The sequence below is a fragment of the Rathayibacter sp. PhB152 genome, assembly GCF_003751395.1.
In the GTDB taxonomy this organism is placed as follows: Bacteria; Actinomycetota; Actinomycetes; order Actinomycetales; family Microbacteriaceae; genus Rathayibacter; species Rathayibacter festucae.
Window position 1 is genome coordinate 269,333 of sequence record NZ_RJUT01000006.1, and the last position, 24,500, is coordinate 293,832.

The following is a 24,500-nucleotide window of genomic DNA, read 5'->3' on the forward strand; positions in this document are numbered from 1 at the left end:
GCCCACCGGTAGGGTTGCCGCATGGCCAAGGCGACACAGACGATGAAGGCTGCGACCGCGGCGAAGAAGCTCCAGATCTTCCTCCCCGCGACTCCGGAGGAGTTCCAGGAGTCGGCGATCACCCGCGAGCAGTACGACGACCTCGTCGCGAACCCGCCCGAGTGGCTGACGAAGCTCCGCGAGACCGGCCCGCACCCGCGCCCCGTCATCGCCTCGCGCCTCAACGTCTCGATCTCGGGTCTCGCCCGCGGCGGCATCGACGAGGCTCTGACCACCGAGCAGATCCAGGCCCTCCTCGACGAGGTCCCCGAGTGGCTCCGCGTCGAGCAGAACTCCTACGCCGAGGTCCGCCGCGAGCAGGCCCGCCTCAAGTCCGAGCGAGCCGCGAAGGACGCCGAGTCCGCGTAGGCCGGACTGCCGCGAGATGCCACCTGTGCACGCGACACGCCGTGAAAGGCGTGCACAAGTGGCATCTCGCGGAGACGGCTAGGCCGGGACGTCCACCCAGGCGCCGGCCGCCGACGCGTCGAGCACGGCGTCCGTGATGCGGGCGGCGCGCAGGCCGTCGGCGAAGGTCGGCAGACCCGCGACCTCGGCACCCGCGACGGCGGCGTAGGTGTCCCGGGCGAACGCGGTGAACGCGTCCTGATAGCCCATCGGATGCCCGCTCGGCACGATCGAGAGCCGCGCGGCGTCCGGGCGGAGGATCGACCCGTCGCGCGGGACCAGCAGCGCGCTGTCGCGCCGCCCGACCCACAGCGTCTCCGGCAGCTCCTGCTCGAACCGCAGCGACTCCTCGAGCCCCGAGACCTCGAGCACCAGCTCGTTCCGGTGCCCGGCGGTCACCTGCGAGACGAGCAGCGTGCCGACGGCGCCTCCCGCGAGGCGGACGACCACCCCGGCCGCGTCCTCCGTCTCGACCCGACGCCCGCCGCGCTCGGCGTGCACGGTGCTCGTGAGCGAGGCGAGCGCCGCGATCCGCTCGCCGGTCACGAACTCGAGCAGATCGACCAGGTGCGAGCCGATGTCGGCGAAGGCGCGGGAGCGCCCGCCCGCCGCCGGGTCGACCCGCCAGTTGTCGTCGGACGCGCCGAGCAGCCAGTCCTGCAGATAGCTCCCGCGCACCGTCACGAGCCGCCCGGTCTCGCCGGCCGCGACCCGCGCCCGCGCCTCGCGCACCATCGGGTGGAACCGGTAGGCGAACGGCACCGTGGCGACCACTCCGGCGGCCGACGCGGCGTCGACGAGCGCGGTCGCCTCCGCGGTCGTCGCCGCGAGCGGCTTCTCGCAGACCACGTGCTTGCCCGCCGCGATCGCCGCGAGGGCGAGCTCGGCGTGCGTCCCGTTCGGCGTGCAGACGTGCACCACGTCGATCGAGTCGTCCTCGATCAGCGCGAGAGCGTCGTCGTAGGCGACCTCGAAGCCGAGCTCGCCGGCCGCCCGCTCGCCCTTCGCCGGGCTGGAGGAGGCGATGCCCGCGAGCACCGCGCCCGCACTGCGGGCCGCGCGGCTGTGCACGGCGGCCATGAAGCCGCCGCCGAGCACGCCGACCCGCAGGGGTCCGCCCATCAGACGAGCGTCGCTTCGCTCGGGTCCCAGTCCTCGGGCAGAGCGGGGCGGGGCGCGACGGTGCTCTCGACGAGCACCTTCTCGCCGGTCTCGGCGGCCTCGAGCAGCGACAGCATCACGTCGGTCACGTGGTAGGCCAGGTCGCCCGAGGCCGCCTCGGGACGGTCGGCGCGGATCGCCCGCGCGAGCTCGAGCACACCCGTGCCGCGCGAGGCGGTCGAGCCGGTCGCCTGGACGACCTCGGGCTCGGACTCGCCGCGCCGGTACAGCGTCAGCTCGCCGTCGTGCATGTTCGGGTCGGGGAGCACGAGGGTGCCCTCGGAGCCGTTGATCTCGACGAAGCCCATCCGCGGCAGGCTCGACTCGAAGCTCCAGACGCCCTGCGCCGAGGCGCCGGACTCGAAGCGCAGGAGCCCGCCGATGTGCGTGGGGATCGTCACGGGGAACTCGGTGCCCTCGCGCGGGCCGGAGCCGACCGTCCGGGTGGCCCGGGCCTGCGAGGAGACCGCGGTGACGCTCTCGACCGGGCCGAGGTTCTGCACGAGGGTCGTGATGTAGTACGGCCCCATGTCCAGCAGCGGTCCGCCGCCGGTGGTGAAGAAGAACTCGGGGTTCGGGTGCCAGCCCTCGGGGCCGGGGCCCTGGAAGAGCGTGATCGCCGAGAGCGGCGTGCCGATGGCTCCGCCCTCGATGAGGCGCTGCGCGGTCTGCAGGCCGGCACCGAGGAAGGTGTCGGGCGCCGTGGCGACCCGCAGCCCCTTCTCCTTCGCGAGCGCGAGCAGCTCCACGCCGCTGTCGCGGTCGAGCGAGAACGGCTTCTCGGTCCAGACGTGCTTGCCCGCCTCGACGGCCTTGCGCGCGACCTCGACGTGCGCGGCCGGGATCGTGAGGTTCACCACGATCTCGATGCCGGGGTGCGCGAGCAGCTCGTCCACCGTGCCGGAGGCCGGCACGCCGAACGCCTCCGCCTGCGCCTGCGCACGGTCGAGGTCGATGTCGGCGACGAAGAGCACCTCGAGGTCGGGGAAGACGGTGAGGTTGGTCAGGTACTGCGTGCTGATGTTGCCGGCGCCGATGACGCCGACGCCGACGCGCCCGGTGCCGCTCATGCGCCGAGCTCCGAGACGTAGCGGAGACCGGAGGCGAGGCCCTCGAAGACGTCGCCCGCGTAGGCGTCGAACTCGAGGACGGCCAGGGCCTGCGGGGCGGCGGCGAGGATCGCCGGGACGTCCATCGCCCCCTCGCCCGCGGGCAGCTGCTCGGACGTCTCCTTCGAGATCGGCCCGTCCTTCACGTGCAGGAACTGCACCCGGTCGCCGAGTCGGCCGAGCACCTCCACCGGGTCGTCACCGCCGACCGCGGCCCAGTAAGTGTCCAGCTCGAGGACGATGCGCGGGTCGAGGAGGCCCGCGAGGTGCTCGAAGGCGCTGCGGCCGTCGACGCGGTTCTCGAACTCGAAGGCGTGGTTGTGGTAGCCGAGCACCATCCCGCGCGAGGCGGCGGAGTCGACGAGCGCATTGAGCTCGTCGGCGATCGCCTTCACGCCGTCGGCGCTGGTCCAGCGCTCCGGGTCGACCATCGGGTCGATCACGGTCTGCACCCCGAGCGAGGCGGCGATGTCGAGGATCTCCTCGACCGGCGCCCCGGTCTCGAGCAGCCGGGCGTGCGCGCTCGGCGCGGTGAGGCCGGCGGCCGGGAGAGCGGAGCGGTACGCGTCGGCGCGGTTCACCAGGTCGAACAGCTCGACCTTCGCGAAGCCGAGTCCGGCGAGCCGGTCCAGCGCGGCCGGCAGGTCCTCCGCGAGCGCGTCGCGGACCGAGTAGAGCTGGACGGAGAGGTCTGAGGGTGTGGCCACCGGGGGGTGCTCCTGATCGACGTCGAACATTGGTCCCCCGACCCTACGCGGACTTTTGCTTCCCGCCAAGCAAAACCCCTGGGTGCGGCGCGGGAAAGCGTGCTCCCGACGCGCAGAAGCCGACCCCCCTGTGGTTGACTCCAGCCATGTCCCCGCGCCGCCGCTCCTCGATCAGCGCGGTGGGCGAGCTGCTGCTCCTGCTCGCCGACGGAGCGCCGCGCACCCGGGCCGACGTCGTCGCCGAGACCGGCCTGCCCCGCGCCGCCGTCTCCGCGCAGCTCGACGCGCTGATCGCGACGGGTCTCGTCGCCCGCCGCGACGACGCCCCCTCCTCCGGCGGGCGCCCGGCCGGCCGCGTCGCCTTCGACGCCCGCGCGCGCAGCCTCCTCGTCATCGACTTCGGTGCCGCGCACGCCACCGTCGCCCTGACGGACCTCGACGGCCGCGTCCTGGCCGAGCGGCGCGAGGCGATCGCGATCGCGGACGGCCCGCAGGTCGTCCTCGGCCACGCCCTCGACGTCGCCGACGCGCTGCTCGCGCAGACCCCCGGCGCCGGTCCGCTCGCGGGCGTCGGCGTCGGCGTCCCCGGGCCGGTCGAGCACGCGACCGGCCGCCCGGTGAAGCCGCCGATCATGCCCGGCTGGGACCGCTTCGACATCCCCGCCGCGGTCGGTGGCCGCCTCGCCGTCCCCGTCCTCGTCGACAACGACGTGAACCTGCTCGCGCTCGGCGAGCACGCCGCCCACTACGCCGACGTCGACGACCTCCTCTACGTGAAGGTCTCCACCGGCATCGGCGCCGGCATCGTCAGCGGCGGCGCCCTCCAGCGCGGCGCCCTCGGCGCGGCGGGCGATCTCGGCCACGTGCAGGTGCCCGGCGACCGCGGCGAGGCCGACCTCGAGGCGATCGCGAGCGGCTCGGCCATCGCCCGCCGCCTCACCGCCGCAGGCCTGCACACCGCCGCCGGCCTCCCGGTCGCCCGGACCTCCGACGTCGTCGCCCTGCTCACCGCCGGCGAGCCGACCACCGTCGAGCTGACCCGCGCCGCCGGCCGCGACCTCGGCGAGGTGCTCGCGACCTGCGTCAACCTGCTCAACCCCTCCGTCATCGTCATCGGCGGCAGCATCGCGGAGGCGAGCCACGAGGTCCTCGCCGGCGTCCGCGAGGTGGTCTACCGCCGCTCCCTCCCCCTGGCGACCCGCGCCCTCGACATCGTGCAGGCCTCCGGCGACACCGGCGGCGGCGTCCGCGGCGCCGCCCTGATGGTCCGCCGCCACCTGCTCTCCCCCGCCGAGGTCGACGCCTTCCTCAGCGCCTGACCGCTCCGCGTGCTCCGTCGTCGAGTGGACGGTCGACGGGCTCCGCGAGATCCGCCGACCCCTGTTCGCGTCCTCTCGCTCGTGGCGCCGACCCCGACCGGACGCCTCTCGGGGTGTGCGCGCGCCTCGCGCCCCGCTCCGCGTCCGCTCGCGCCGCCGTCGGCAGGGACGGAGGGCCGCTCAGCGGAGCGGGCCCGCCGCGAAGACGGAGGTGTAGACCGCGACCCGCAGCTGCTCGACCGACCGCGCCGCCCCCTCGGCGAGACCGCCGGCGTCGATCGCCCCGCGGAGGATCTCGACGCGCCGCTCCTCCGAGACCGCCCGGACGAAGGGCAGGATGCGCGCGGCGTCCAGGATCGCGAAGGCGAGGACGCCGCGCTCCCCCGCCGGCTCGCCCTCGACGAGGGCGGTCAGCTCGGCGAGGAGCGCACTGCGCCGCGCGTCGTCGAGCACCGTGATCCGCACGGTCGGCAGCATCCCGAGGAACCGCGAGCGCTGCACGGTCAGATCGCCGCGCGCCTCGAGCTCCTCGAGCCCGGCCCGGAGCGCGTCCTCGCCCAGCTCACCGACGACGGCGCCCGGATCCGTGGTGCGCTCGAGCACGGCGGCCAGCGCCGCAGGCACCCGGGACGCCTCGACCGTGACGAGCCGCCCCTCCTCGAGGCGCAGCGCTCCGGAGAGCACCGCATCGGCCACGGCAGCCGCTCCGGCCGCCTCCGAGGGGCCGGTGCCGCCGCCCGCCCAGGCGCCGTCGCGGGTGAGGCAGAGCAGGATCACGTCCGAGGTGAAGGAAGCCATCCGGCATGGTAGCGATGCTCCAGGACAGTGCGCGGCGCCCTGACGTGCAATCGCACCTCCCCCCGCCGCGGCGTGCCGGTTGGGCAGGACGGCCCGACAGGCAGAGAATGAATCGGTGCCCGATCTGCAGCTCTCGTTCCCCTGGGAGACGCAACCCGTCTTCGTGGACGCGAAGCCGCCGCACCTCCGCCGAGTGGTCGCCGACTCCTCCGACCGCGTCGCCTGGCTGCGCGCCCGCTCGCGGGGCATCACCGCGACCGACGTCGCCCGCCTGTCCTCCCCCGCGGCCATCGATCGCGCCGCGCTCGACAAGCTCTACGGATCGAGCTTCAGCGGCAACGCCTTCACCGACCACGGCCGCGCCCGCGAGCCGGAGATCGCCGCCTGGGTGCTCCGCGAGCACGCCATCGAGCCGAGCAGCACCCTCTTCCACGCGAGCCAGGAGCGCCGCCACCTGGCCACCCCCGACGGCATCGGCCTCCGCGAGGACGGCCGCCTCGAGCTCTGCGAGATCAAGACGACCTCGAAGCAGTGGCGCAGCATCCCGCGCCACTACCTGCGCCAGGTCTTCTGGCAGCAGTACGTCCTCGGCGCCGAGCGCACCCTCGTCGTCTGGGAGCAGCACCGCGACTTCGTGCCGATCGACGCCGTCCCCGAGTTCCGCTGGGTCGACCGCGACGAGGACGAGATCCACGTGCTGGTCCGCCTCGCCGGCATGCTGATGGCCGAGCTGCACGAGAGAACGCGCGCGGGCCGGCGGTGACCGCCCTGCTCCTGCACGGCCTGGGCGGCGACCGCTCCCAGCCGCTCGGCCTCCTGCGCGCGGCGCTGCCGGCCGGCACCGAGGTCATCGCCCCGGACGTCCGCGCGCACGGCACCTCCGAGCTGATCGGCGGGGCGGCCGACTTCTCGCTCGACGCCCTGGCGGACGAGGTGACCGAGCACGTGATCCGGGCCGGAGCCGCGCACAAGCCGCTCACCGTCCTCGGCATCTCGATGGGCGCCGCGATCGCCCTGCGGCTCGCCAGCCGGAAGGTCCTGCCGATCGACCGCGCCGTGTTCGTCCGCCCCGCCTTCACCGCGGAGCCGCTGCCGGAAAACCTCACGGTCTTCCCCGTCATCGCGCAGCTGCTGCACGACCATGGCGCCAAGCGCGGCGAGCGGCTCTTCCGCGCCTCCGGCCTCTTCGAGCGCGCGGCCCAGGTGTCACCCGCGTCGGCGGAGGCGCTCTGCCTGCAGTTCCGGTCGCCGCAGGCGCAGGAGCGGGCCGTCCGCCTGGCCGAGATCCCGCGGAACGCCGCCTACCGCGACTCCGGCGAGCTCGGCGAGGTCATCGCGCGCACGCTCGTGATCGCGGCCGACCGCGACCCGGTGCATCCCGTGGCGGTCGCCGAGCAGTGGGCTAGGGCTCTTCCGGACGCAGACCTCGAGCGGGTCCCGTCGCGGGACGCCGGTCTGGCGCAGCAGCAGGAGCGGATCCGCGGCCACGTCCGGGAGTGGCTCGGCCGCTGAGCTCCTCGCCGGCGAATCCCCGCTCGCTCGCGCGTGCTCCCCTGAACTCCTCGCCCGCCAGCACCAGCCCGAAGACGGCCAGCCACAGCACGGCGATGGCCGTCGCGACGAACTCGAGCGTGCCGCCCACGCCCAGCCAGAGCCGCAGCAGCGAGAAGATCGCGCCGGTCCCGGCGACCAGGGCCACCGCGACGCCCGCGACCAGCGAGAGCCGCGCTACACCCGGCCGCTCCCGCGCGGTGGCGAGCTGCAGCATCGCCAGGCAGGCCGCGGAGAAGCCGAGCACCGCGGCCGAGGTGTGGATCAGGTCCTGCCAGCTGAACCGCGGTCCGACCGGGAGCGGGCACCCCGCCGAGCACGTCACCTGCGAGGCGAGCGCGAAGCACAGCGCGGCGAGGAGGATCGCCAGCGCGGGCCGGAAGCCGGGCAGCAGCCGCGTCCGCACCGCTCGCGCCCCGATCGCGATCGCGACGCCGCCCGCCGCGACCAGCAGCAGGGCGATGCGGAACGTCCCGGCGGTCGGCAGGTCCGGCGCGCCCATCTCGCTGACGTAGACCCAGCGGCTGGTGCCGATGCTGAAGCGGGCTGCCAGCAGCAGGGAGAGTCCCGCGAGGACCAGGAGCGCCCCCACCACGAGAAGGGGGCCGTTCGCTCGTCGTCGCACCCCTTCATGGTGCCAGACAGCACAGGGAGTGCCATCCGAGGACCGGGTCGCTGCCCTCCCCTCCCGTACGGGGGACAGGAAGGCTTTCTTCTCCGAGGGGTGACACCGCCGAAACAGCCCGGACTCATTACCGGGCTTGACTGAACGCGGCGCGCGGAAGCGGGGTCGGTCGGGGCGGACAGCCGCCTCCCGCCTGCTCGAAGGACCACCGGCGCCGGATCAGGAAAGGGCGATGATGCACAACAGCGCGCTCGGCCACGGCCTCGCGATCGGCGACATCCCGGAGGAGGTGGTGCTCCCCGAGACGATGACGGCGGCGGTCATCGACGCCCCGGGCGACTGCTCGGTCCTCCACCTGGCGACGGTGCCCACGCCGACCGCGATCAACGCCGAGTTCGCCGTCAAGGTGATCGCGGCGGGAGTGAACCCGCTCGATGTGAAGACGCGCGCGGGCAAGGGGGTCGCCGCGCAGATTCCCTCCTACCCGGCGGTGCTCGGCCACGACTTCTCCGGCATCGTCGTCTCGAGCCCCTATCCGGCGCACCCGCTGCGCCCCGGCGACGAGGTCTACGGCTTCGTGATGGTGCCGCGCTACTCCGGCTCCTACGCCGAGTACGTCAGCGTCCCGAGCGTCTCGCTGGCCCGCAAGCCGTCGACGCTCTCGCACGTCGAGGCGGCGGGGGTGCCGCTCGCCGCGCTGACCGCCTGGGGCATGGTCGTCGAGCTGGCGAAGGCGCACGAGGGCCAGCGGATCCTGATCCACGCCGGCTCCGGCGGCGTCGGCCACTTCGCCGTACAGTTCGCCGCCTACTTCGGCGCGTCGGTGATCGCGACCGGCTCGACCCGCAACCTGCAGTGGCTGCGCGAGCTCGGCGCCGATCAGGTCATCGACCACACCACGGAGCGCTTCGACGAGCTGCTGCACGGCGTCGACGTGGTGATCGACCTCGTCGGCAACGTGCACGACAGCACGGGCTCCCGCTCACTGTCGGTGCTGCGCCCCGGTGGGCTGATCGTCAACGCGCCGACCGGCAGCTGGCCGGAGTTCTTCGAGGAGGCGGCGGCCGCAGGAGTCCGCGCCTCCACCTTCCGCGTCGCCCCCGACGGCGCCACGCTCGGCGTCGTCTCCCGTCTGCTGGAGTCGGGCGACGTCCGCGTCTTCATCGACGGCGTCTACCCGCTCTCCGCCGCCGGCGCCGCGCACGCGCAGCTCGAGACCGGCCACACCCGCGGCAAGCTCGTCCTCACCGTCGCCGAGGGCTGACCCGCCCCCCCCCTCCCGCGAGATGCCACTTGTGCACGCGACACGCCGTGTCGGGCGTGCACAAGTGGCATCTCGCGAAGGGGAGCAGGACGTCAGGGCAGGGGGCGCTCGAGGACGAAGTCCTCCTCGAGGCGGCCGCCGACGCGGAAGTGCCGGACGCCGACGACCTCGAAGCCGTGCTTCGCGTAGAAGCGGCGCGCCCGCTCGTTCTCCTGGTTCACGCCGAGCCAGATACTCAGGGCGCCGATCGCGCGCGCCTCGTCGAGGGTCGCGGCCATCAGCCGCGCCGCGATGCCCGAGCCGTGCCGGTCGGGCAGCGCGTAGCACTTGCTCAGCTCGATCGTCGGCCGGACCGTGACCGCGACCGCCGCCTCGGGGTCGGACGGCTCGCCCCGCACGAGCATCGTGTAGCCGAGCGCCCCGGAGTCGTCCTCCGCCAGGAACAGCACGCGGCCCGGATCGGCGAGGTAGCCGCGGAAGCGCTCGACCGACAGCACGGTCCGGATGAAGTCCGCCTTCGCCTGCTCGGTGACGTGCGGCGGGCAGGCCAGCGGAAAGGTCGCGGCGGCGACCGCGGCGAGCTCCTCGGCGTCAGCAGCCGAGGCGCGGCGGACGGTCACGGGGTCTGCGCTCGGCGGGAGGGAGTCGGACACGCCGTTCAGTATGCCCGGCGCGCGCGGTGCCCCTGGAACGACGAAGGAGGGGACCCGCCGAAGCGGATCCCCTCCCGTCACTGCTTCCGCAGCTCAGTGCTGTGCCGAGGCTCAGGCCAGGACGTTGACGTCCAGCGGGATGCCGGGGCCGAAGGTCGTCGAGACGGCGGCCTTCTGGATGTAGCGGCCCTTCGAGGAGGACGGCTTCAGGCGGACGATCTCGTCGAGAGCCGTCTTGAAGTTCTCCTGGAGCTGCTCCTCCGTGAAGGCGGCCTTGCCGACGACGAGGTGCACGTTGGCGTGCTTGTCGACGCGGAACTCGATCTTTCCGCCCTTGATCTCGGTCACGGCGCGAGCCACGTCCGGGGTCACGGTGCCGGTCTTCGGGTTGGGCATGAGGCCGCGGGGGCCGAGCACCTTTCCGAGACGGCCGACCTGGCCCATGAGCTCCGGCGTCGAGACGGCGGAGTCGAACGAGGTGTAGCCGCCGGCGACCTTCTCGATGAGCTCGGCGCCGCCGACCTCGTCGGCGCCCGCGGCGATCGCGGCCTCAGCGGCCGGACCGGTCGCGAACACGATGACGCGGGCGGTCTTGCCCGTGCCGTGCGGCAGGATGACCGTGCCGCGGACCATCTGGTCGGCCTTGCGCGGGTCGACCCCGAGCTTGAGCGCGACCTCGACGGTGCTGTTGAACTTCGCGGAGCCGGTCTCGCGCGCGAGCGCGACGGCCTCGTCGGCGGTGTAGAACTTGCCCTCTTCGAGCTTGGCGGCGGCGGCCCGGTAGGCCTTCGACTTCTGTGCCATGTTGTTTCTCCTTGAAACGAGAATGTGGTTCTAGAGCCTGGCGGGCTCTCCCACGGGATGTTGGAGTTCTGTAGTGCGGCGTCGGAACCGACTCTGCACGAGTGTCATGCGACCCCATTGAGGGGTCGCCGTCACGTCACACGCTCTTCCGCGTTCGGCGATCCACTGGATCGCCGGGCTGCCGCCTTTGATGGGCATCACGGTCGAGCAGTGCGCCGCACTACTCGACCGTGATGCCCATCGACCGAGCGGTGCCCGCGATGATCTTCGAGGCGGCCTCGATGTCGTTCGCGTTGAGGTCGGTCTGCTTCGCCTCGGCGATCTCGCGGACCTGCGCCATGGTGAGCTTCGCGACCTTCACGGTGTGCGGGGTCGACGAGCCCTTGGCGACGCCGGCGGCCTTCTTGATGAGCTCCGCCGCGGGCGGGGTCTTCAGGATGAAGGTGAACGAGCGGTCCTCGTAGACGGTGATCTCGACGGGGATGACGTTGCCGCGCTGCGACTCGGTCTGCGCGTTGTACGCCTTGCAGAACTCCATGATGTTGACGCCGTGCTGACCGAGCGCCGGACCGATCGGGGGGGCCGGGTTCGCGGCGCCCGCCTTGATCTGGAGCTTGATCAGGCCGGTGACCTTCTTCTTGGGGGCCATTCAGGATTCCTTTTCTCAGGGTTCGAGTGGTCGGGGGCTCCCGGCCGCTCTCCCGCGCACCCGGCGGGGCCGGATCGCGGTGGAGGAGGGTCGGTCGGCGCGCACGCGGACGGGCGCCGACACGAAAACCCGTACGAGCTTACACGGCGGAGGCCCTCCCCGACAGTGCGGGAAGGGCCTCGGCCGGACGGGGGTCCGTCGTCAGAGCTTGGTGACCTGATCGAACGACAGCTCGACCGGGGTCTCGCGCTCGAAGAGCGAGACGAGGACCGTGAGCTTGCCGCTCTCGGGCTTGATCTCGCTGATCGAGCCGGGAAGACCCGCGAACGAGCCCTCCTTGATCGTGATGGTCTCGCCGATCTCGAAGTCGACCTCGGCGGGCAGCACGCGCTGCGCCTGCTTCTGTCCCTTGACGCCGGCCGTCTTGGACGGCGCGACCTCCTTGATCTCGACCAGGCTCTTCAGCATCGTGAAGGCCTCCTCGAAGCGCAGCGGCGTCGGGTTGTGGGCGTTGCCCACGAATCCGGTGACGCCCGGGGTGTGCCGGACGACCGACCACGAGTCCTCGTTGAGATCCATGCGCACCAGCACGTAGCCGGGGATGCGCACGCGGGTGACCATCTTGCGCTGGCCGTTCTTGATCTCGACCACGTCCTCCATCGGGACCTGGACCTCGAAGATGTAGTCCTCGGCCTCGAGCGAGACCTTGCGGTTCTCGATGTTCGACTTCACGCGCTTCTCGAAGCCCGCGTACGAGTGGATGACGTACCACTTGCCCATCTTGCCGCGCAGCTCGGCGCGGAACGCCTCGTACGGGTCGATGTCGGCGAGGTCCTCGCCCTCGGCCTCCGCGTCCTCCGCGGCGACCTCGGCCTCGTCCTCGACGGCCTCGAGGGCCGCTTCGGCCTCCTCGACGGTGTCGATGTGCGCTGCCTCGTCGACGGCCGAGTCGGCCTCGGGGTCGTCCACGGAGCCGATCGCGTCGAGCGCGGCCTCGAGGTCCGACGCGAGGTCGTCCTCGGACTCGTTCTCGTCGATGACGCTCAGGGCGCCCTCCTCGGCGGGCTCGACGGCGTCCTCAGCCTGGATCTGAGTGTCGCCCTCCTGAACCTCGTCGACCTCGGACGACTGCTCGGCGGCGGTGGCCCAGTCGACGTCGTCGCGGTTTCTGTCAGACACTCGTAACTCTCTCTCGATCGATCGGCCGCGTCCCGTCGGGAATCGCGTGCCGCTGCCGTCGGCGTCCCCCGCTCGTGCGGACGGGACGCTCCCGGGTCGGGTGGCGGGGGTCAGGACGCCGGTGTGCCGAACACGTAGGTCACGGCGAGCGCGAACACCCAGTCCAGCAGCGACACCAGCGCCATCATGATCACGACGAAGATCAGGACCACGACGACGTAGTTGCCGAGCTCCTTGCGCGTCGGCGTGACGACCTTCTTCAGCTCGGCGATGACCTGCCGGATGAAGAGGGCGATGCGCGCGAACGGACTGCGCCGCGCCTCGCGCTGCTGATTGGCGATCGCGACGACGTCCTCGCTCGGCTCGTCGACTGCTTTCCCGGCCACCTGCACGCACCTTTCCCGCACCGGAACCTCCGGTGTGGCCGACCGCCCGTGGGCGGTCCTGGACCGATGACCGCTGCATCGCGGGGACCGCGAGCGACGGGCATCGATGTGCAGGGCGGACAGGGCTCGAACCTGCAACCTGCGGTTTTGGAGACCGCTGCTCTACCAATTGAGCCACCGCCCTATGGATGCCGTTGCGAGCATCCGAGGAGGAGTCGAACGTCTTCGGGAGCCTCAGCAACCGCCTCGGGCGCTGTGAATCCTGGCAGCGTTCGACTACCGCAGACGAGTGTACGTGGACCCGTTGGACGTGTCCAGCCGGGCGCGACCCGTCGCCTGGAGGCCCCCGCGCCCGCGCGATACGCTGGCCGTCGTGTCCTCCACCACGCGCATCTCCGCCCGCATCGCCGCCATCGCCGAGTCCGCGACCCTCAAGGTCGACGCGAAGGCGAAGGCCCTCCAGGCCCAGGGTCGGCCGGTGATCTCCTACGCCGCGGGCGAGCCCGACTTCACCACGCCGCAGCACATCGTCGAGGCCGCGTCGGCCGCGGTGCTCGACCCGAGGAACTACCGGTACACGCCGGCGGCCGGCCTGCCCGACCTCCGCGAGGCCATCGCCGAGAAGACCGCGCGCGACTCCGGCTGGGCCGTCGAGGCGTCGCAGGTCGTCGTCACCAACGGCGGCAAGCAGGCCGTCTACCAGGCGTTCCAGACCCTCCTCGACGAGGGCGACGAGGTGCTCGTCCCGACGCCGTACTGGACCACCTACCCCGAGGCGATCAAGCTCGCCGGCGGTGTGCAGGTCGACGTCTTCGCCGGCGCGGACCAGGGCTACCTCGTCACCGTCGAGCAGCTCGAGGCGGCGCGCACCGAGCGAACCAAGGTCCTCCTCTTCGTCTCCCCCTCCAACCCCACCGGCGCGGTCTACTCCGCCGAGCAGACCCGCGAGATCGGCGAGTGGGCCGAGGAGCACGGCCTCTGGGTGATCGCCGACGAGATCTACCAGAACCTGGTCTACGCGGCCGAGGGCCAGGACGACGCGAGCCCGCTCACCCGCGCCACCTCGATCGTCGAGGCCGTCCCCGCCCTGCGCGACCGCACGATCCTCGTCAACGGAGTCGCCAAGACCTACGCGATGACGGGCTGGCGCGTGGGCTGGATGGTCGGCCCCGCCGACGCGATCAAGGGCGCCTCGAACCTGCAGTCCCACCTCTCGAGCAACGTCTCGAACATCTCGCAGCGCGCCGCGATCGCCGCCCTCACCGGCCCGCAGGAGCCCGCGGAGGAGATGCGCCTCGCGTTCGAGCGCCGCCGCGGCACCATCGTCGACGCGCTCAACGCCATCGACGGCGTCGACTGCCCGACCCCCGGTGGCGCGTTCTACGTGTACCCGGACGTCCGTGGACTGCTGAACCGCGAGTGGGACGGCGTCACGCCCACCACCTCGCTGGAGCTCGCCGACCTGATCCTCGAGAAGGCCGAGGTCGCCACCGTCCCCGGCGAGGCCTTCGGACCCAGCGGCTACCTCCGCCTCTCCTACGCGCTCGGCGACGACGCGCTGCTTGAAGGCGCGAAGCGCCTTCAAGCGCTGTTTGCCTAGCCTCTCTCCTCCTTCGTCGTCGATCGGCCGCGGTCGGCTCATTGAGGCGGGTGCGTTCCGTAGAGCGTCCTGCGTACCGCGTACGACGATCCGCTGGCACGCGGATCGCCGGTGACGCTCGGCCCTGCTGCCGCGACTTCCGGGCGGTGTCCGGGCCGGGCGGCGTCCGGGCCGGCGGATGCGGGTTTCGCGAGATGCCAGTTGTGGGCGTGACACGCCGAACGGTTTGGGCGCAAGTGGCGTCTCGTGACGCGGATGACTGTGCTCGGGGGGTGGGACAGGGCACGCTGGGGGGATGACGCCTGACGACGCCGTTCGTGTCCGTGATCTGCGGAAGGACTACGGGGGTGCGCCCGCCCTCACCGGGGTGTCGTTCGAGATCGCGCGCGGCGAGACGTTCGCACTGCTCGGGCCCAACGGGGCGGGCAAGTCGACGACGATCGAGATCCTCGAGGGCTACCGCGACCGCTCGGGCGGCGAGGCATCGGTGCTCGGCGTCGATCCGCGGCACGGCGACCTCGCCTGGAAGTCGCGACTCGGGATCGTGCTGCAGTCCAGCGGCGAATCGGGCAACGCCACGGTCCGCGAGCAGATCGCCCACTTCGCGAGCCTCTACCCGAGCCCGCGCGACGTCGACGAGACGATCGAGGCGGTCGGCCTCACGGCGAAGGCGCGCTCGCGCATCGGCAAGCTCTCCGGCGGGCAGCGCCGCCGCGTCGACGTGGCGCTGGGCATCGTGGGCCGTCCGGAGCTGGTGTTCCTCGACGAGCCGACGACGGGCTTCGACCCGGAGGCGCGGCACGCGTTCTGGGATCTGGTCGCGCTGCTCAAGAGCGAGGGCACGACCATCCTGCTCACCACGCACTACCTCGACGAGGCGGCGCACCTCGCAGACCGGGCCGCGGTCATCGCGGGCGGCCGGCTCCTCGCGATCGGACGGATGGACGAGATCGGCGGCGACGAGGCCCGCGTGCCGATCGTCCAGTGGCAGGAGGACGGCGCGCGGCGTCGCCTCCGCACCACGGAGCCGGCCCGCGTCGTCGCCGAGCTGAGCGCCCGCCTCGGCGAGCCGACGGCCCTCGAGGTCCTCCGGCCCAGCCTCGAGGACATCTATCTGGACCTGATCCGCGACGACCGCGCCGGAGACACCGCCCTCGACGTGATCGGAGAGCCGGCATGAGCGCCGTCGCCGCCCCCCGCCCCGCCCTGCGCACCGGTGTCGGCCGCACCCTCCGGCTCGGCGCCGCCCGCGCCCGCTACGAGGTGCGCTCGTACTTCCGCGCGCCGGACCAGGTGTTCTTCACCTTCCTCTTCCCGGTGCTGCTGCTCGCGATCTTCTCGGTCGCGTTCGGGGACGGCGCGGTGATGCAGGCGAACCCGCAGGACCCGGGCATCAGCATGGCCGAGTACTACGTGCCGGGACTCGCGGCGGCGGGCATCCTGCTCTCCGGGGTGCAGAACCTCGGCGTGGACATCGCCATCGAGCGCGGCGACGGCACGCTCAAGCGCCTCGCCGGAGCACCACTGCCCGTCCTGAGCTACTTCCTGGGCAAGTTCGGCCAGGTGCTCGTGACGAGCGTCGCCCAGACGGGGCTGCTGCTCGCGGTCGCCGCGACCGCGTTCTCGGTGCCGCTGCCGACCGACGGCGGTCGCTGGGCGACCTTCGCCTGGATCTACCTGGCCGGAGTGGCGACCTCGGCGATCCTGGGCATCGCGGTCTCCGCCCTCCCCCGCACCGGGAAGAGCGCGACGGCCGTCATCGTCCCGCCGCTGCTCGTGCTGCAGTTCGTCTCCGGGTCGTACCTCTCCTTCACGACCCTGCCGGACTGGCTGCAGACGATCGCGAGCGTCTTCCCGCTCAAGTGGATCGCGCAGGGCATGCGGGCGGTCTTCCTGCCGGCCGACTTCGAGCAGGCCGAGGTCAACGGCGACTGGGACCTGACCGGGGTCGCGATCGCCCTCGGCGTCTGGCTGGTCCTGGGCCTGATCGCGAGCCGCCTCACCTTCCGCTGGATCCGCCGCGACGCCTGACGCCCACCACGCTGGTCGAGTAGCCCCGCAGGGGCGTATCGAGACCCGGCGGCGCCAGCAGGACGGGTCTGCAGACCATCGTCCTGACGCCGGTGGATCTCGATACGCCCGCTCCGCGGGCTACTCGATCAGCATGAGAGGGCCGCTCGACGAGGGCGATCATCATGGTGGTCGAGTAGCCCCGCAGGGGCGTATCGAGACCCGCCGTTCACCGCAGGGCGGGGGCGTGCGACGCAGGGTCCGTGGCGCGCGGTGTCAGACGGTGGTGCCGACCACCACGGGCTCGGGGTGCAGCAGGATGCCGAACTCGGCGAGCACGCGGCCCTGCACGTAGCGGGCGAGCTCGGCGATCTGCTCGGCGGTCGCTCCGCCGCGGTTCGTGAGTGCGAGGGTGTGCTTGCTCGACACCGCGGCGCGCGAGCCCGGGAGCGAGAAGCCGCGGGCGATCCCGGCGTGCTCGATGAGCCAGGCGGCGCTGAGCTTGACCAGCGCGTCGGGCGAGGTCGGGGCGGGCAGCCGGATCGGCGCCCCCGCCTCGACGTCGGCGAGGGCGGTCACCAGCGGGGCGTCGCTCGCCGGCGTCTCCGGCCAGCGCGGCGCGGTCGGCGGCAGTCCGCTCGCGGCCGCGACGGTGACGATCGGGTTGGTGAAGAAGGAGCCGGCGCTGGCGGTGTCCGGATCCTCCGGATCGAGCACCATCCCCTTCGCGCCGCGCAGCCGCAGCACGCTCGCGCGCACTTCCGCGAGCGGCACGCGGTCGCCCAGCTCGACGCCGAGCGCACTGGCCAGCTGACCGTAGGCGACGGGAGCACCGAGACCCGCTCCGCCGACGTCCTCGAGGGCGAACTCGACGGCGAGGACGGCGCCGCGTCGACCCTGCTTGACGGCGGACGTCCGGTAGCCCAGCTCGAGCTCGGCCGCCGTCAGCCGCACGGGCTCCTGCGCGCCCTCGTCGAGGAAGTCGACCGCGACGAGGGTGTCGGAAAGCTCCTGGCCGTAGGCGCCGATGTTCTGCACCGGCGACGCGCCGACCGTCCCGGGGATGCCGCTGAGCGCCTCGAGTCCCGCCCAGCCGCGCTCGACGGTGGCGGCGACCAGGCCGTCCCACGACTCGCCCGCCTGCACGCGGAGGTGGACCGCGCCGGGCCGGTCCGTCTCGAGCCGCTCGATCCCGGTCGTGCGCACGCGCACCACGGTCCCCTCGACTCCGTCGTCGCCGACGAGGAGGTTGGAGCCGCCGCCGAGCAGCAGCCAGGGCTCGTCGTCGGCCCACACCTCGCGGAGGGCGGCGACCAGCTCGGCCTCGGTGGCCGGCTCGAGCAGGCGCTCGGGCGCCCCGCCGACGCGCAGCGTCGTGAGAGAGGAGAGGGCGGGAGTCGTCATCGGGCGATCAGGCCAGGGAGACGCGCGCCTGGGCCTTGCCGAGCACGGCCTGGCCGCCGAAGGTCACCGCGAGGTCGACCCGTGCGATGCCCGCCTCCGCGTCGATCGCGCCGATCTTCGCGACGACGTCGAGCTCGGCGCCCTCCTTCGGGTCGACGACGACGGGCCGCGTGAAGCGGACCTGGTAGTCGACGACACGGCCGGGATCGCCGACCCAGTCGACGACGACCTGCACGGCGGTGCCCATCGTCAGCATGCCGTGGGCGAGCACGCCGGGCAGCCCGACCTCGGCCGCGACGTCGTCGCGGTAGTGGATCGGGTTGAAGTCGCCCGAGGCGCCGGCGTAGCGCACGAGCGAGCCGCGCTCGAGGTGGAAGCGCCGCTCGCCGACGACGTCGCCGACGGTGAGCTCGGACAGGGCGGGGCGCTCGGCGCTCATTCGTCTCCCCTGACGACGAGGGTGGACAGGGCGGTGACGACGTGGGCGCCGTCGGCGTCGACCATGGTCGACTGCGTGGTGATCATCGAGTGCGCGCCGAGCTGCTTGATGCTCGCGACCGAGAGGGTCGCGGTCAGCTCGTCGCCCGCGACGATGGGGCGCGAGTAGCTGAAGCGCTGGTCGCCGTGGACGACCCGGCTGAAGTCGATGCCGGCGTCGGGCGCGGCGAGCAGCTGGGCGAGGGTGAACTCCTGCACCACCACGGCGAAGGTCGGCGGGGCGACGACGTCGCGGTAGCCGGCACGGCGCGCGGCCGCGGGGTCGAGGTGGAGAGGGGACTCGGCGGAGACGGCGCGCGCGAACTCGCGCACCTTCTCGCGGCCCACCTGGTAGGGCTCCGTCGGCGCGAACACGCGCTCGGTGAGGTCGGGGTTCACTGGCACCCGGCCATCTTAGGCGCTGGCCTCGGAAGCCTCTCGGGCCCCCGGCGCCCTCCGAGGCCCCTCCCCCTCGACGAGGGTCATGCACGTATGACCATCGACAATTACCCACGCGCGTATGGGTGACCGCGGACGATTCTTCTCCGAAGCTGGCGAGCATGTCCACACCTGACCCCGAACGCGACTGGATGACCTACGCCCGCGAGCTCGGCACGAACCTCCACCGCGCCCGGATGGCCAAGGGCGAGAGCCAGGAGCGCATCGCCCACGCCGCCGGACTGGCGGGCTACACCTACCAGAAGTTCGAGAAGGGCGAGTCGAAGCCGGGCTCGCCCGCGAACCCGCAGCTGAAGACGCTCTTCGCCCTCTGCGAGGCCCTCGACATCGAGCTCTCCGACCTGCTGCCGCCGAACCCGCCCCGCTCATCCGGCGCCGCCGGGGCCGAGTAGCCGCAGCGTCGTCTCGACGCCGCGCGCCAGTCGCGCCGCCGCGCTGAGATCGAGGTCCACCGCGCCGAGCCCGTCTGACTCGAGGCGCAGCCGCTCCTCGCCCCGGCCGCCGGGCCGGCACAGCGAGACGTGCACGACGGCGGCGACGGGCTCGCCCGCCGCACCGTCCCCGCACCAGAGCACGAGCGGGAGCGACTGCGCCCGGGAGCGGTGCAGCCGCTCCTCGGGGCACTCGATCTCGTCGTGCTCCCCCGCGCACCAGCGGGGGCACTCGTCGTCGTCTCGCCTGTTCTGTCGTCCGTCCATGTTCCGCACCAATCGTTCGAGGCGCACAGCACACCAGGCGGCACCGACATAGCGGCGGGCCCGCCGACCGAATCCCCCGGGGATGTGGACAGGCACCCGGCACCTCCCCCCTGTGGAGGAATGCTGTCACTGTGCCATACCGGGATGGCGGCCCCGCGGGCCGCGTCAGCGGTGGACGATCAGCCAGGTCGCGACGGCCGTCGTGGCGCCGCGGTTGATCATCCGATGGCCGCGCTCGCAGGGGAACGTGATCGCATCCCCCGCCGCGAGGACCACGGTCTCGTCCTCGAACTCGACGGTGAGCTCGCCGAGCGTGACGGTCCCGATCTCGATGCCGTCGTGGCGCAGGAACCGACGCTGCGCGGTCGAGGTCGCCCCCGGCGGATAGGTCGACTCGAAGAAGTCGACCGCATCGACGGGCTGCGGGGCCAGCCGGCGGAAGAGCACGCCGCCCTCGAGGAGGACGGGAGCGACCTCGCCCGCGCGGACCACGGCCGTCGTCGCCCCCGGGTCCTCTCCGCCGCTCGGCCCGCCCGGCCCGCCGGCCGCCGCGCCGCCGGCGGCACTCTCGTCGAAGACGGCGGAGAGCGGGACGCCGAGGGCGCCGACCATCGCGATGAGGCGCCCGACCGACGGCTGCATCGCTCCCCGCTCGATCTGCGAGACCGCGCTGGCCGAGATGCCGAGCTCGCGGGCGAGCGCGCGCAGGGACATCCCCGACGCGAGACGCAACTCGCGCAGGCGCGCGCCGACGCCTTCGCGGACCGCCCCGGGGAGCGCGGCGACGACGTCCGGAGCCGCGGAGACCGCGGAATCCCGGGCGGTCTCGTCGGTGGGCATGCGGGACGCCGTCCTCTCCTCGGTGATCGTCACACAGCTGTAACGGGGGCGAAACGAACGCGGACCGGCGGAGCCCTAGGTTCTCCCGTGTGAAGTCATCACTTCACACGATCCGAACGCCCACCGCTCGCGCGGAGGCGGCCGATCGCCACGGCCGACCGCCTCGACCACCCTGACACATCCGCTCCGTGCGCCCACCCGCGCACGCCCGCCCGAGAGGTGGATCCACCATGACCGACCGCGCCACTGCACCCCGCATCGACCCGTCGACCGCGCCGCCGGCCGAGAGCGCCGGGCTCGCCGGCCCCTCGCTCGTCAAGCCCGGCTACGACGACCGCCTCGCCAACGAGGACCTCGCCCCGCTCGTCAAGCAGCGCTGGTCGAGCTACAACATCTTCGCGTTCTGGATGTCCGACGTGCACAGTGTCGGCGGCTACGTCACCGCCGGCTCGCTCTTCGCACTCGGCCTCGCCGGCTGGCAGGTGCTGGTGGCCCTCGTGGTCGGCATCGTGATCGTGCAGGTCTTCTGCAACCTCGTCGCGAAGCCCAGCCAGGTCACCGGCGTGCCCTACCCGGTGATCAACCGGGCGATCTTCGGCGTCCGCGGAGCGAACATCCCCGCGATCATCCGCGGACTGATCGCCATCGCCTGGTACGGCGTGCAGACCTACCTCGCCGCGCAGTCGCTCAACATCGTGTTCCTCAAGTTCTTCCCGGCGATGGCCTCCTGGAACACCCCCGAGGCCTCCTTCCTCGGCCTCTCCGCCCTCGGCTACCTCTCCTACTCGATCCTCTGGGTCGCGCAGGCCGCGCTGTTCTGGCGGGGCATGGAGTCGATCCGCCGCTTCATCGACTGGGCCGGCCCCGCCGTCTACGTGGTGATGCTCGTGCTCGCGATCTACCTCGTCTCGCAGGCCGGCTGGGAGAACATCTCGCTGAACCTCGGCTCGGGCGAGCCCCTCGACCTCGGCGCCTCGATCCCGGTGATGATCTCGGCCGTCGCGCTGGTCGTCTCCTACTTCTCCGGTCCGATGCTGAACTTCGGCGACTTCTCGCGCTACGCCCGCAGCTACCGAGCAGTGAAGAAGGGCAACTTCCTCGGCCTGCCGATCAACTTCCTCTTCTTCTCGCTGCTCACCGTGATCACCGCCTCCGCGACGGTCCCCGTCTTCGGCGAGCTGATCACCGACCCGATCGAGACCGTCGAGCGGATCGACACCTGGTTCGCCGTCCTGCTCGGCGGGCTCACCTTCGTCATCGCGACGATCGGCATCAACATCGTCGCCAACTTCATCTCGCCCGCGTTCGACTTCTCCAACGTCAACCCGAAGAAGATCAGCTGGCGGATGGGCGGCATGATCGCCGCCGTCGGCTCGGTGCTGCTCACCCCGTGGAACTGGTACTCCAACGACACCGCGATCCACTACACGCTCGGCATCCTCGGCGCCCTGATCGGCCCGCTGTTCGGCGTCCTGATCGCCGGCTACTACCTGGTCAGCCGTCAGCGCGTCTGGGTCGACGACCTCTACACGATGAGCGAGAAGGGCCGCTACTGGTTCTCCCGCGGCTTCAACCCCAACGCCGTCTGGGCCACCGTGATCGGCGGCCTCCCCTCCGTCCTCTCGGTGCTCGTGCCGCGCTGGATCGAGGAGGCGGGTGGCCCGTCCTTCACCTGGCTCGGTGACTACAGCTGGTTCCTCGGCTGCGGCCTCGGCTTCGTCGCGATGGCCGTCCTGGAGCGCCGCTCCCCCCGGATCGGCCGCCTCGAGGAGGACCTCGCGAACGTCAGCGACGGCAGCACGGTCTGACCCGCGCCCTCCCCCGCCCGTCCCCACCCGGCCTCGCCATCCACTCCATCCTCCAGAAGTTGCGGTAGTCGCACGCGGGTACCGCAACTTTCGAGGACTGGCCGGTGGCGTGGTGGCCGTTCCGCCCCCGCAGCATCCCGAGGAGCGCCCGTGCGCATCACCGTCGTCAACCCGAACACCAGCGAGCGCATGACCGAGGCGATCGGCCGCGCCGCGCGGTCCGTCGCCTCCGTCGGCACCGAGATCGTCGCCGTCACCCCGCCGATGGGGCCGGCCTCGATCGAGAGCCACTACGACGAGGCGCTCGCCGTCCCGGGGCTGCTGCACGAGATCGTCCGCGGCGACGCGGCGGGGAGCGACGGCTACGTCGTGGCGTGCTTCGGCGACCCGGGGATCGACGCGGCCCGCGAGATCGCCCGCGGACCGGTGATCGGCATCGCCGAGGCCGCGATGCACATGGCGACCCTGGTCGGCCGGCGGTTCAGCGTCGTCACCACGCTCTCGCGCACCAGCGGGCGGGCCTGGGACATCGCGCACCGGGCCGGGTTCGACCGGGCCTGCGCGGGAGTGCACGCCTGCGACATCCCGGTGCTCGAGCTCGACGACCCGCACTCCGACGCGCGCCGGGTGATCCTCGAGGAGTGCGCGGCCGCGCTCGCGTCGGACGGCTCCGACGTGATCGTCCTGGGCTGCGCGGGGATGGCCGACCTCTGCCGCGACCTCTCGCGCGAGCTCGGGGTCCCGGTGATCGACGGGGTCGCCAGTGCCGTCCGGCTGGTCGAGGGCCTCGTCGCGATGGGAGTCACGACCTCGCGCCGCGACGAGTTCGCGGCACCGCGCCCGAAGGAGATGACGGGGCTGCTCGCCCCGTTCGCGCTGGCCTGAGGCGAGCGCACGAGGAGGGACGCACGAAGGGCCCGGGAGCAGACGCTCCCGGGCCCTTCGTCTGCAGCGGCTAGGACTGCTGCGCGCTCCGGCGACGACGCGCCGCGACGAGCGACACGAGGCCGAGGGCCAGCAGGGCGGCCGCACCGGAGGTGGCGCCCGCCGTCTCGACACCGGTGGCGGCCAGGTGCCGGCCGCCGGTCGCGGTCGCGGTCGACGTCGCGGCAGCGGTCACGACGATCGGCTCCCGCTGATCGGCGGCGATGTTGACGCTCGGATCGAAGACCTGGAACAGGCCGTCGTACTCGCCGTCCACCGCGGCCGAGACCAGGACGACGACGAAGTAGCGACCGGGCGCGAACGAGCCGCGCACCGTCGCGCCGTCGAAGGTGGCGTCGCTCTGCAGCGGACCGAGCTCGACACCCTCCTGCTCGTCGTCGTTGTTGAACTTCTTGACCAGGACGCGCAGGGTGACCTCGTCGAAGCAGTCGGGCAGCGCGAAGGCGCCGACCGTGACGGCGATGGTGCCCACTCCGCCGACGGCGTCGACCGTGAACGGCTCGTTCGCCTGGGAGCGGTCGAGGCCGTCAGCGCAGGAGTCGAAGGCGCTCAGCACCCGGAGGGTCTCGCGCAGGATCTCGCTGCGGAAGATCTCGACGCCCTCGTTCACCCCCGAGGTCTGGACCGAGACGGTCCAGTCGGCCGTGTACGGCAGAGCGACCTCGATGGTGCGGGCCGGCAGGCCCTCGGCGGGGACCTGCTCGACGGTGTCCAGTGCGACACCGACGCCGTTATCCTGGGTCACGAAGTAGCCGATGTTCGCCTCGTCGTAGCGGCCGGTGCTCGCTCGGGGCGGGACCGACAGCGTGAGCTTCCCCGGAGCGGCGGCGATCGAGATCTCACCGTCGAGCGACACGGCGGTGTCGGCGGTCGACGGGTCGAGGGCCGTACCCGCTGCAGAGCGCCACTGCTCGGAGGCGAGATCGACGAACGATCCGCCGCGCATGCCGTAGAGCTTCGTGGTCACCAGGACGGTGCGCGGGCCGGCCGGCGCGGGGACCAGGGCGGTCTGCGGCGCGCTGCCGTCCCGCTCGACGGGGACCGTGACGCCGATGCCGCCGGAGTACTCGCCGTCGGGGCCCTGCGCGACGAGGACGATGTCCGCCGACGCGGCGCAGTCCGGGAACGACGCCTCCGGGAGCGCGACGGTCGCGAAACCGGGTGCGGCCTTCCAGTCGACGGTGATCGCGTCGAAGTCGATCGCGACCGCCCGCGCGCCGTCCGGGCAGGAGGGGTCGGTGTCGTCGCTCGCGACGGGTGCCGGAGACGGCACGGCGGTTGCGGTGGGCACGGCGGTCGCGGTCGGCGCGGCGGTCGCGGTCGGCGCGGCGGTCGCGGTCGGCGCGGCGGTCGCGGTCGGCGCGGCGGTCGCGGTGGGCACGGCAGTCGCGGTCGGCGCGGACGTCGGCGCTGTGGTCGGCGCCGGCTCGGCGGCCTGAGCCGCTGCCGACTCCGCCGCAGGACTCGCCGACGGCGTCGGTTCCACACGAGCACTCGCGGCCGCCCCCGGCGCGAGGAGACCGGCGGCGAGGCCGACGGCGAGGGTGAGGCACGCGAGACGCGAGCGCGAGCGGAGAGGGGTCCCCCGGAGAGACATGGATGTATTC

The 24,500-nt window shown here is 72.6% G+C and carries 27 protein-coding genes and 1 tRNA gene; 11 read left to right on the forward strand and 17 right to left on the reverse strand.

Features of this window, described 5'->3' with window-relative positions; translation table 11 throughout:
* The first annotated feature begins 21 nt into the window (after window positions 1-21).
* Entirely contained in the window at window positions 22-408 is a 387-nt protein-coding gene (locus tag EDF36_RS15615; protein WP_123447814.1) for a DUF5997 family protein, read from the forward strand.
* Between the two features lie 78 nt (window positions 409-486).
* Here the strand turns inward: EDF36_RS15615 and EDF36_RS15620 are convergent, their stop codons facing one another.
* From EDF36_RS15620 to EDF36_RS15630, 3 genes are read right to left on the reverse strand one after another with little or no spacing between them, the layout of a single operon-like run.
* A complete protein-coding gene (locus EDF36_RS15620; RefSeq protein WP_123733696.1) occupies window positions 487-1,569 on the reverse strand; it encodes a Gfo/Idh/MocA family protein in 1,083 nt (360 codons plus the stop codon).
* Window positions 1,569-2,678, reverse strand: coding sequence for a Gfo/Idh/MocA family protein (locus EDF36_RS15625; RefSeq protein ID WP_123733697.1), 1,110 nt, complete (start codon window positions 2,676-2,678; stop codon window positions 1,569-1,571). The genes EDF36_RS15620 and EDF36_RS15625 overlap by 1 nt, the downstream gene beginning before the upstream one ends.
* Window positions 2,675-3,424 (reverse strand): sugar phosphate isomerase/epimerase, encoded by a 750-nt coding sequence (locus EDF36_RS15630; RefSeq protein WP_260300744.1) that lies wholly within the window; start codon window positions 3,422-3,424, stop codon window positions 2,675-2,677. Before EDF36_RS15630 ends, EDF36_RS15625 begins: the two co-directional genes overlap by 4 nt.
* 146 nt (window positions 3,425-3,570) lie before the next feature.
* Here EDF36_RS15630 and EDF36_RS15635 point away from each other — a divergent pair, with 146 nt between their 5' ends.
* Window positions 3,571-4,743, forward strand: coding sequence for an ROK family protein (locus EDF36_RS15635; protein ID WP_123733699.1), 1,173 nt, complete (start codon window positions 3,571-3,573; stop codon window positions 4,741-4,743).
* Window positions 4,744-4,923: 180 nt separating this feature from the next.
* Here EDF36_RS15635 and EDF36_RS15640 read toward each other — a convergent pair whose 3' ends face one another.
* Window positions 4,924-5,541 (reverse strand): GPP34 family phosphoprotein, encoded by a 618-nt coding sequence (locus tag EDF36_RS15640; protein ID WP_185020507.1) that lies wholly within the window; start codon window positions 5,539-5,541, stop codon window positions 4,924-4,926.
* Window positions 5,542-5,656: 115 nt separating this feature from the next.
* Between EDF36_RS15640 and EDF36_RS21340 the strand changes: the two genes are divergently transcribed.
* Both EDF36_RS21340 and EDF36_RS21345 read left to right on the forward strand, forming a co-directional pair.
* A complete protein-coding gene (locus tag EDF36_RS21340) occupies window positions 5,657-6,304 on the forward strand; it encodes a YqaJ viral recombinase family protein (protein WP_159422160.1) in 648 nt (215 codons plus the stop codon).
* Complete coding sequence (locus EDF36_RS21345; RefSeq protein WP_185020508.1) at window positions 6,301-7,053, forward strand: alpha/beta fold hydrolase; 753 nt, start codon at window positions 6,301-6,303, stop codon at window positions 7,051-7,053. The genes EDF36_RS21340 and EDF36_RS21345 overlap by 4 nt, the downstream gene beginning before the upstream one ends.
* Here EDF36_RS21345 and EDF36_RS15650 read toward each other — a convergent pair.
* On the reverse strand, window positions 6,944-7,717 hold the full coding sequence (locus EDF36_RS15650; RefSeq protein ID WP_123733702.1) for a DUF998 domain-containing protein: 774 nt from the start codon (window positions 7,715-7,717) through the stop codon (window positions 6,944-6,946). The genes EDF36_RS21345 and EDF36_RS15650 overlap by 110 nt on opposite strands.
* A 235-nt stretch (window positions 7,718-7,952) precedes the next feature.
* Between EDF36_RS15650 and EDF36_RS15655 the strand changes: the two genes are divergently transcribed.
* Entirely contained in the window at window positions 7,953-8,981 is a 1,029-nt protein-coding gene (locus EDF36_RS15655; RefSeq protein ID WP_397459907.1) for an NADP-dependent oxidoreductase, read from the forward strand.
* Window positions 8,982-9,073: 92 nt separating this feature from the next.
* Here the strand turns inward: EDF36_RS15655 and EDF36_RS15660 are convergent, their stop codons facing one another.
* From EDF36_RS15660 to EDF36_RS15680, 6 genes are all read right to left on the reverse strand, one after another.
* Entirely contained in the window at window positions 9,074-9,634 is a 561-nt protein-coding gene (locus tag EDF36_RS15660) for a GNAT family N-acetyltransferase (RefSeq protein WP_185020509.1), read from the reverse strand.
* A gap of 111 nt (window positions 9,635-9,745) precedes the next feature.
* Window positions 9,746-10,438, reverse strand: coding sequence for a 50S ribosomal protein L1 (gene rplA / locus EDF36_RS15665; protein ID WP_123447821.1), 693 nt, complete (start codon window positions 10,436-10,438; stop codon window positions 9,746-9,748).
* Window positions 10,439-10,658: 220 nt separating this feature from the next.
* Entirely contained in the window at window positions 10,659-11,087 is a 429-nt protein-coding gene (rplK, locus tag EDF36_RS15670) for a 50S ribosomal protein L11 (protein ID WP_123705299.1), read from the reverse strand.
* 201 nt (window positions 11,088-11,288) lie between these two features.
* Window positions 11,289-12,266 carry a transcription termination/antitermination protein NusG gene (nusG, locus tag EDF36_RS15675; protein WP_123447823.1) on the reverse strand — a complete coding sequence of 326 codons (978 nt, stop codon included), beginning with the start codon at window positions 12,264-12,266 and terminating at the stop codon, window positions 11,289-11,291.
* A 110-nt stretch (window positions 12,267-12,376) separates the two neighbouring features.
* On the reverse strand, window positions 12,377-12,652 hold the full coding sequence (secE, locus tag EDF36_RS21350; RefSeq protein ID WP_123447877.1) for a preprotein translocase subunit SecE: 276 nt from the start codon (window positions 12,650-12,652) through the stop codon (window positions 12,377-12,379).
* Window positions 12,653-12,763: 111 nt separating this feature from the next.
* A tRNA-Trp gene (locus tag EDF36_RS15680) sits at window positions 12,764-12,836 on the reverse strand.
* 180 nt (window positions 12,837-13,016) lie between these two features.
* On the opposite strand from EDF36_RS15680, the gene EDF36_RS15685 reads away from it, so the two are divergent.
* The 3 genes from EDF36_RS15685 (at window position 13,017) to EDF36_RS15695 (ending at window position 16,283) form a co-directional block, all read left to right on the forward strand.
* A complete protein-coding gene (locus EDF36_RS15685; RefSeq protein ID WP_397459908.1) occupies window positions 13,017-14,252 on the forward strand; it encodes a pyridoxal phosphate-dependent aminotransferase in 1,236 nt (411 codons plus the stop codon).
* A 295-nt stretch (window positions 14,253-14,547) separates the two neighbouring features.
* On the forward strand, window positions 14,548-15,432 hold the full coding sequence (locus EDF36_RS15690; RefSeq protein ID WP_123733705.1) for an ABC transporter ATP-binding protein: 885 nt from the start codon (window positions 14,548-14,550) through the stop codon (window positions 15,430-15,432).
* A complete protein-coding gene (locus tag EDF36_RS15695) occupies window positions 15,429-16,283 on the forward strand; it encodes an ABC transporter permease (RefSeq protein ID WP_123733706.1) in 855 nt (284 codons plus the stop codon). Before EDF36_RS15690 ends, EDF36_RS15695 begins: the two co-directional genes overlap by 4 nt.
* Before the next feature lie 255 nt (window positions 16,284-16,538).
* Here EDF36_RS15695 and EDF36_RS15700 read toward each other — a convergent pair whose 3' ends face one another.
* Genes EDF36_RS15700 through EDF36_RS15710 form a run of 3 tightly spaced genes read right to left on the reverse strand, consistent with a single transcriptional unit; the run spans window position 16,539 to window position 18,548 of the window.
* The gene (locus EDF36_RS15700) at window positions 16,539-17,666 is read right to left on the reverse strand and encodes a UDP-N-acetylmuramate dehydrogenase (RefSeq protein WP_123733707.1); all 1,128 of its coding nucleotides are present in this window, start codon (window positions 17,664-17,666) and stop codon (window positions 16,539-16,541) included.
* Between the two features lie 7 nt (window positions 17,667-17,673).
* Window positions 17,674-18,105, reverse strand: coding sequence for a MaoC family dehydratase (locus tag EDF36_RS15705; protein WP_123733708.1), 432 nt, complete (start codon window positions 18,103-18,105; stop codon window positions 17,674-17,676).
* The gene (locus tag EDF36_RS15710) at window positions 18,102-18,548 is read right to left on the reverse strand and encodes a MaoC family dehydratase N-terminal domain-containing protein (protein ID WP_123705306.1); all 447 of its coding nucleotides are present in this window, start codon (window positions 18,546-18,548) and stop codon (window positions 18,102-18,104) included. Before EDF36_RS15710 ends, EDF36_RS15705 begins: the two co-directional genes overlap by 4 nt.
* Before the next feature lie 155 nt (window positions 18,549-18,703).
* On the opposite strand from EDF36_RS15710, the gene EDF36_RS15715 reads away from it, so the two are divergent.
* Window positions 18,704-18,994 carry a helix-turn-helix domain-containing protein gene (locus tag EDF36_RS15715; protein ID WP_123705307.1) on the forward strand — a complete coding sequence of 97 codons (291 nt, stop codon included), beginning with the start codon at window positions 18,704-18,706 and terminating at the stop codon, window positions 18,992-18,994.
* Here the strand turns inward: EDF36_RS15715 and EDF36_RS15720 are convergent.
* Together EDF36_RS15720 and EDF36_RS15725 are read right to left on the reverse strand one after the other, a co-directional pair.
* Window positions 18,968-19,300 (reverse strand): DUF6907 domain-containing protein, encoded by a 333-nt coding sequence (locus EDF36_RS15720; RefSeq protein WP_123733709.1) that lies wholly within the window; start codon window positions 19,298-19,300, stop codon window positions 18,968-18,970. The genes EDF36_RS15715 and EDF36_RS15720 overlap by 27 nt on opposite strands.
* Before the next feature lie 165 nt (window positions 19,301-19,465).
* Complete coding sequence (locus EDF36_RS15725; protein WP_123733710.1) at window positions 19,466-20,140, reverse strand: helix-turn-helix domain-containing protein; 675 nt, start codon at window positions 20,138-20,140, stop codon at window positions 19,466-19,468.
* Between the two features lie 230 nt (window positions 20,141-20,370).
* Here EDF36_RS15725 and EDF36_RS15730 point away from each other — a divergent pair, with 230 nt between their 5' ends.
* Window positions 20,371-21,948: an NCS1 family nucleobase:cation symporter-1 gene (locus tag EDF36_RS15730; RefSeq protein ID WP_123447833.1), complete on the forward strand. Its 1,578-nt coding sequence runs from the start codon at window positions 20,371-20,373 to the stop codon at window positions 21,946-21,948.
* 150 nt (window positions 21,949-22,098) lie between these two features.
* Window positions 22,099-22,833, forward strand: coding sequence for an aspartate/glutamate racemase family protein (locus EDF36_RS15735; RefSeq protein WP_123733711.1), 735 nt, complete (start codon window positions 22,099-22,101; stop codon window positions 22,831-22,833).
* A gap of 70 nt (window positions 22,834-22,903) precedes the next feature.
* Here EDF36_RS15735 and EDF36_RS15740 read toward each other — a convergent pair whose 3' ends face one another.
* Entirely contained in the window at window positions 22,904-24,490 is a 1,587-nt protein-coding gene (locus tag EDF36_RS15740; RefSeq protein WP_148060061.1) for a hypothetical protein, read from the reverse strand.
* Between the last annotated feature and the right edge of the window lie 10 nt (window positions 24,491-24,500).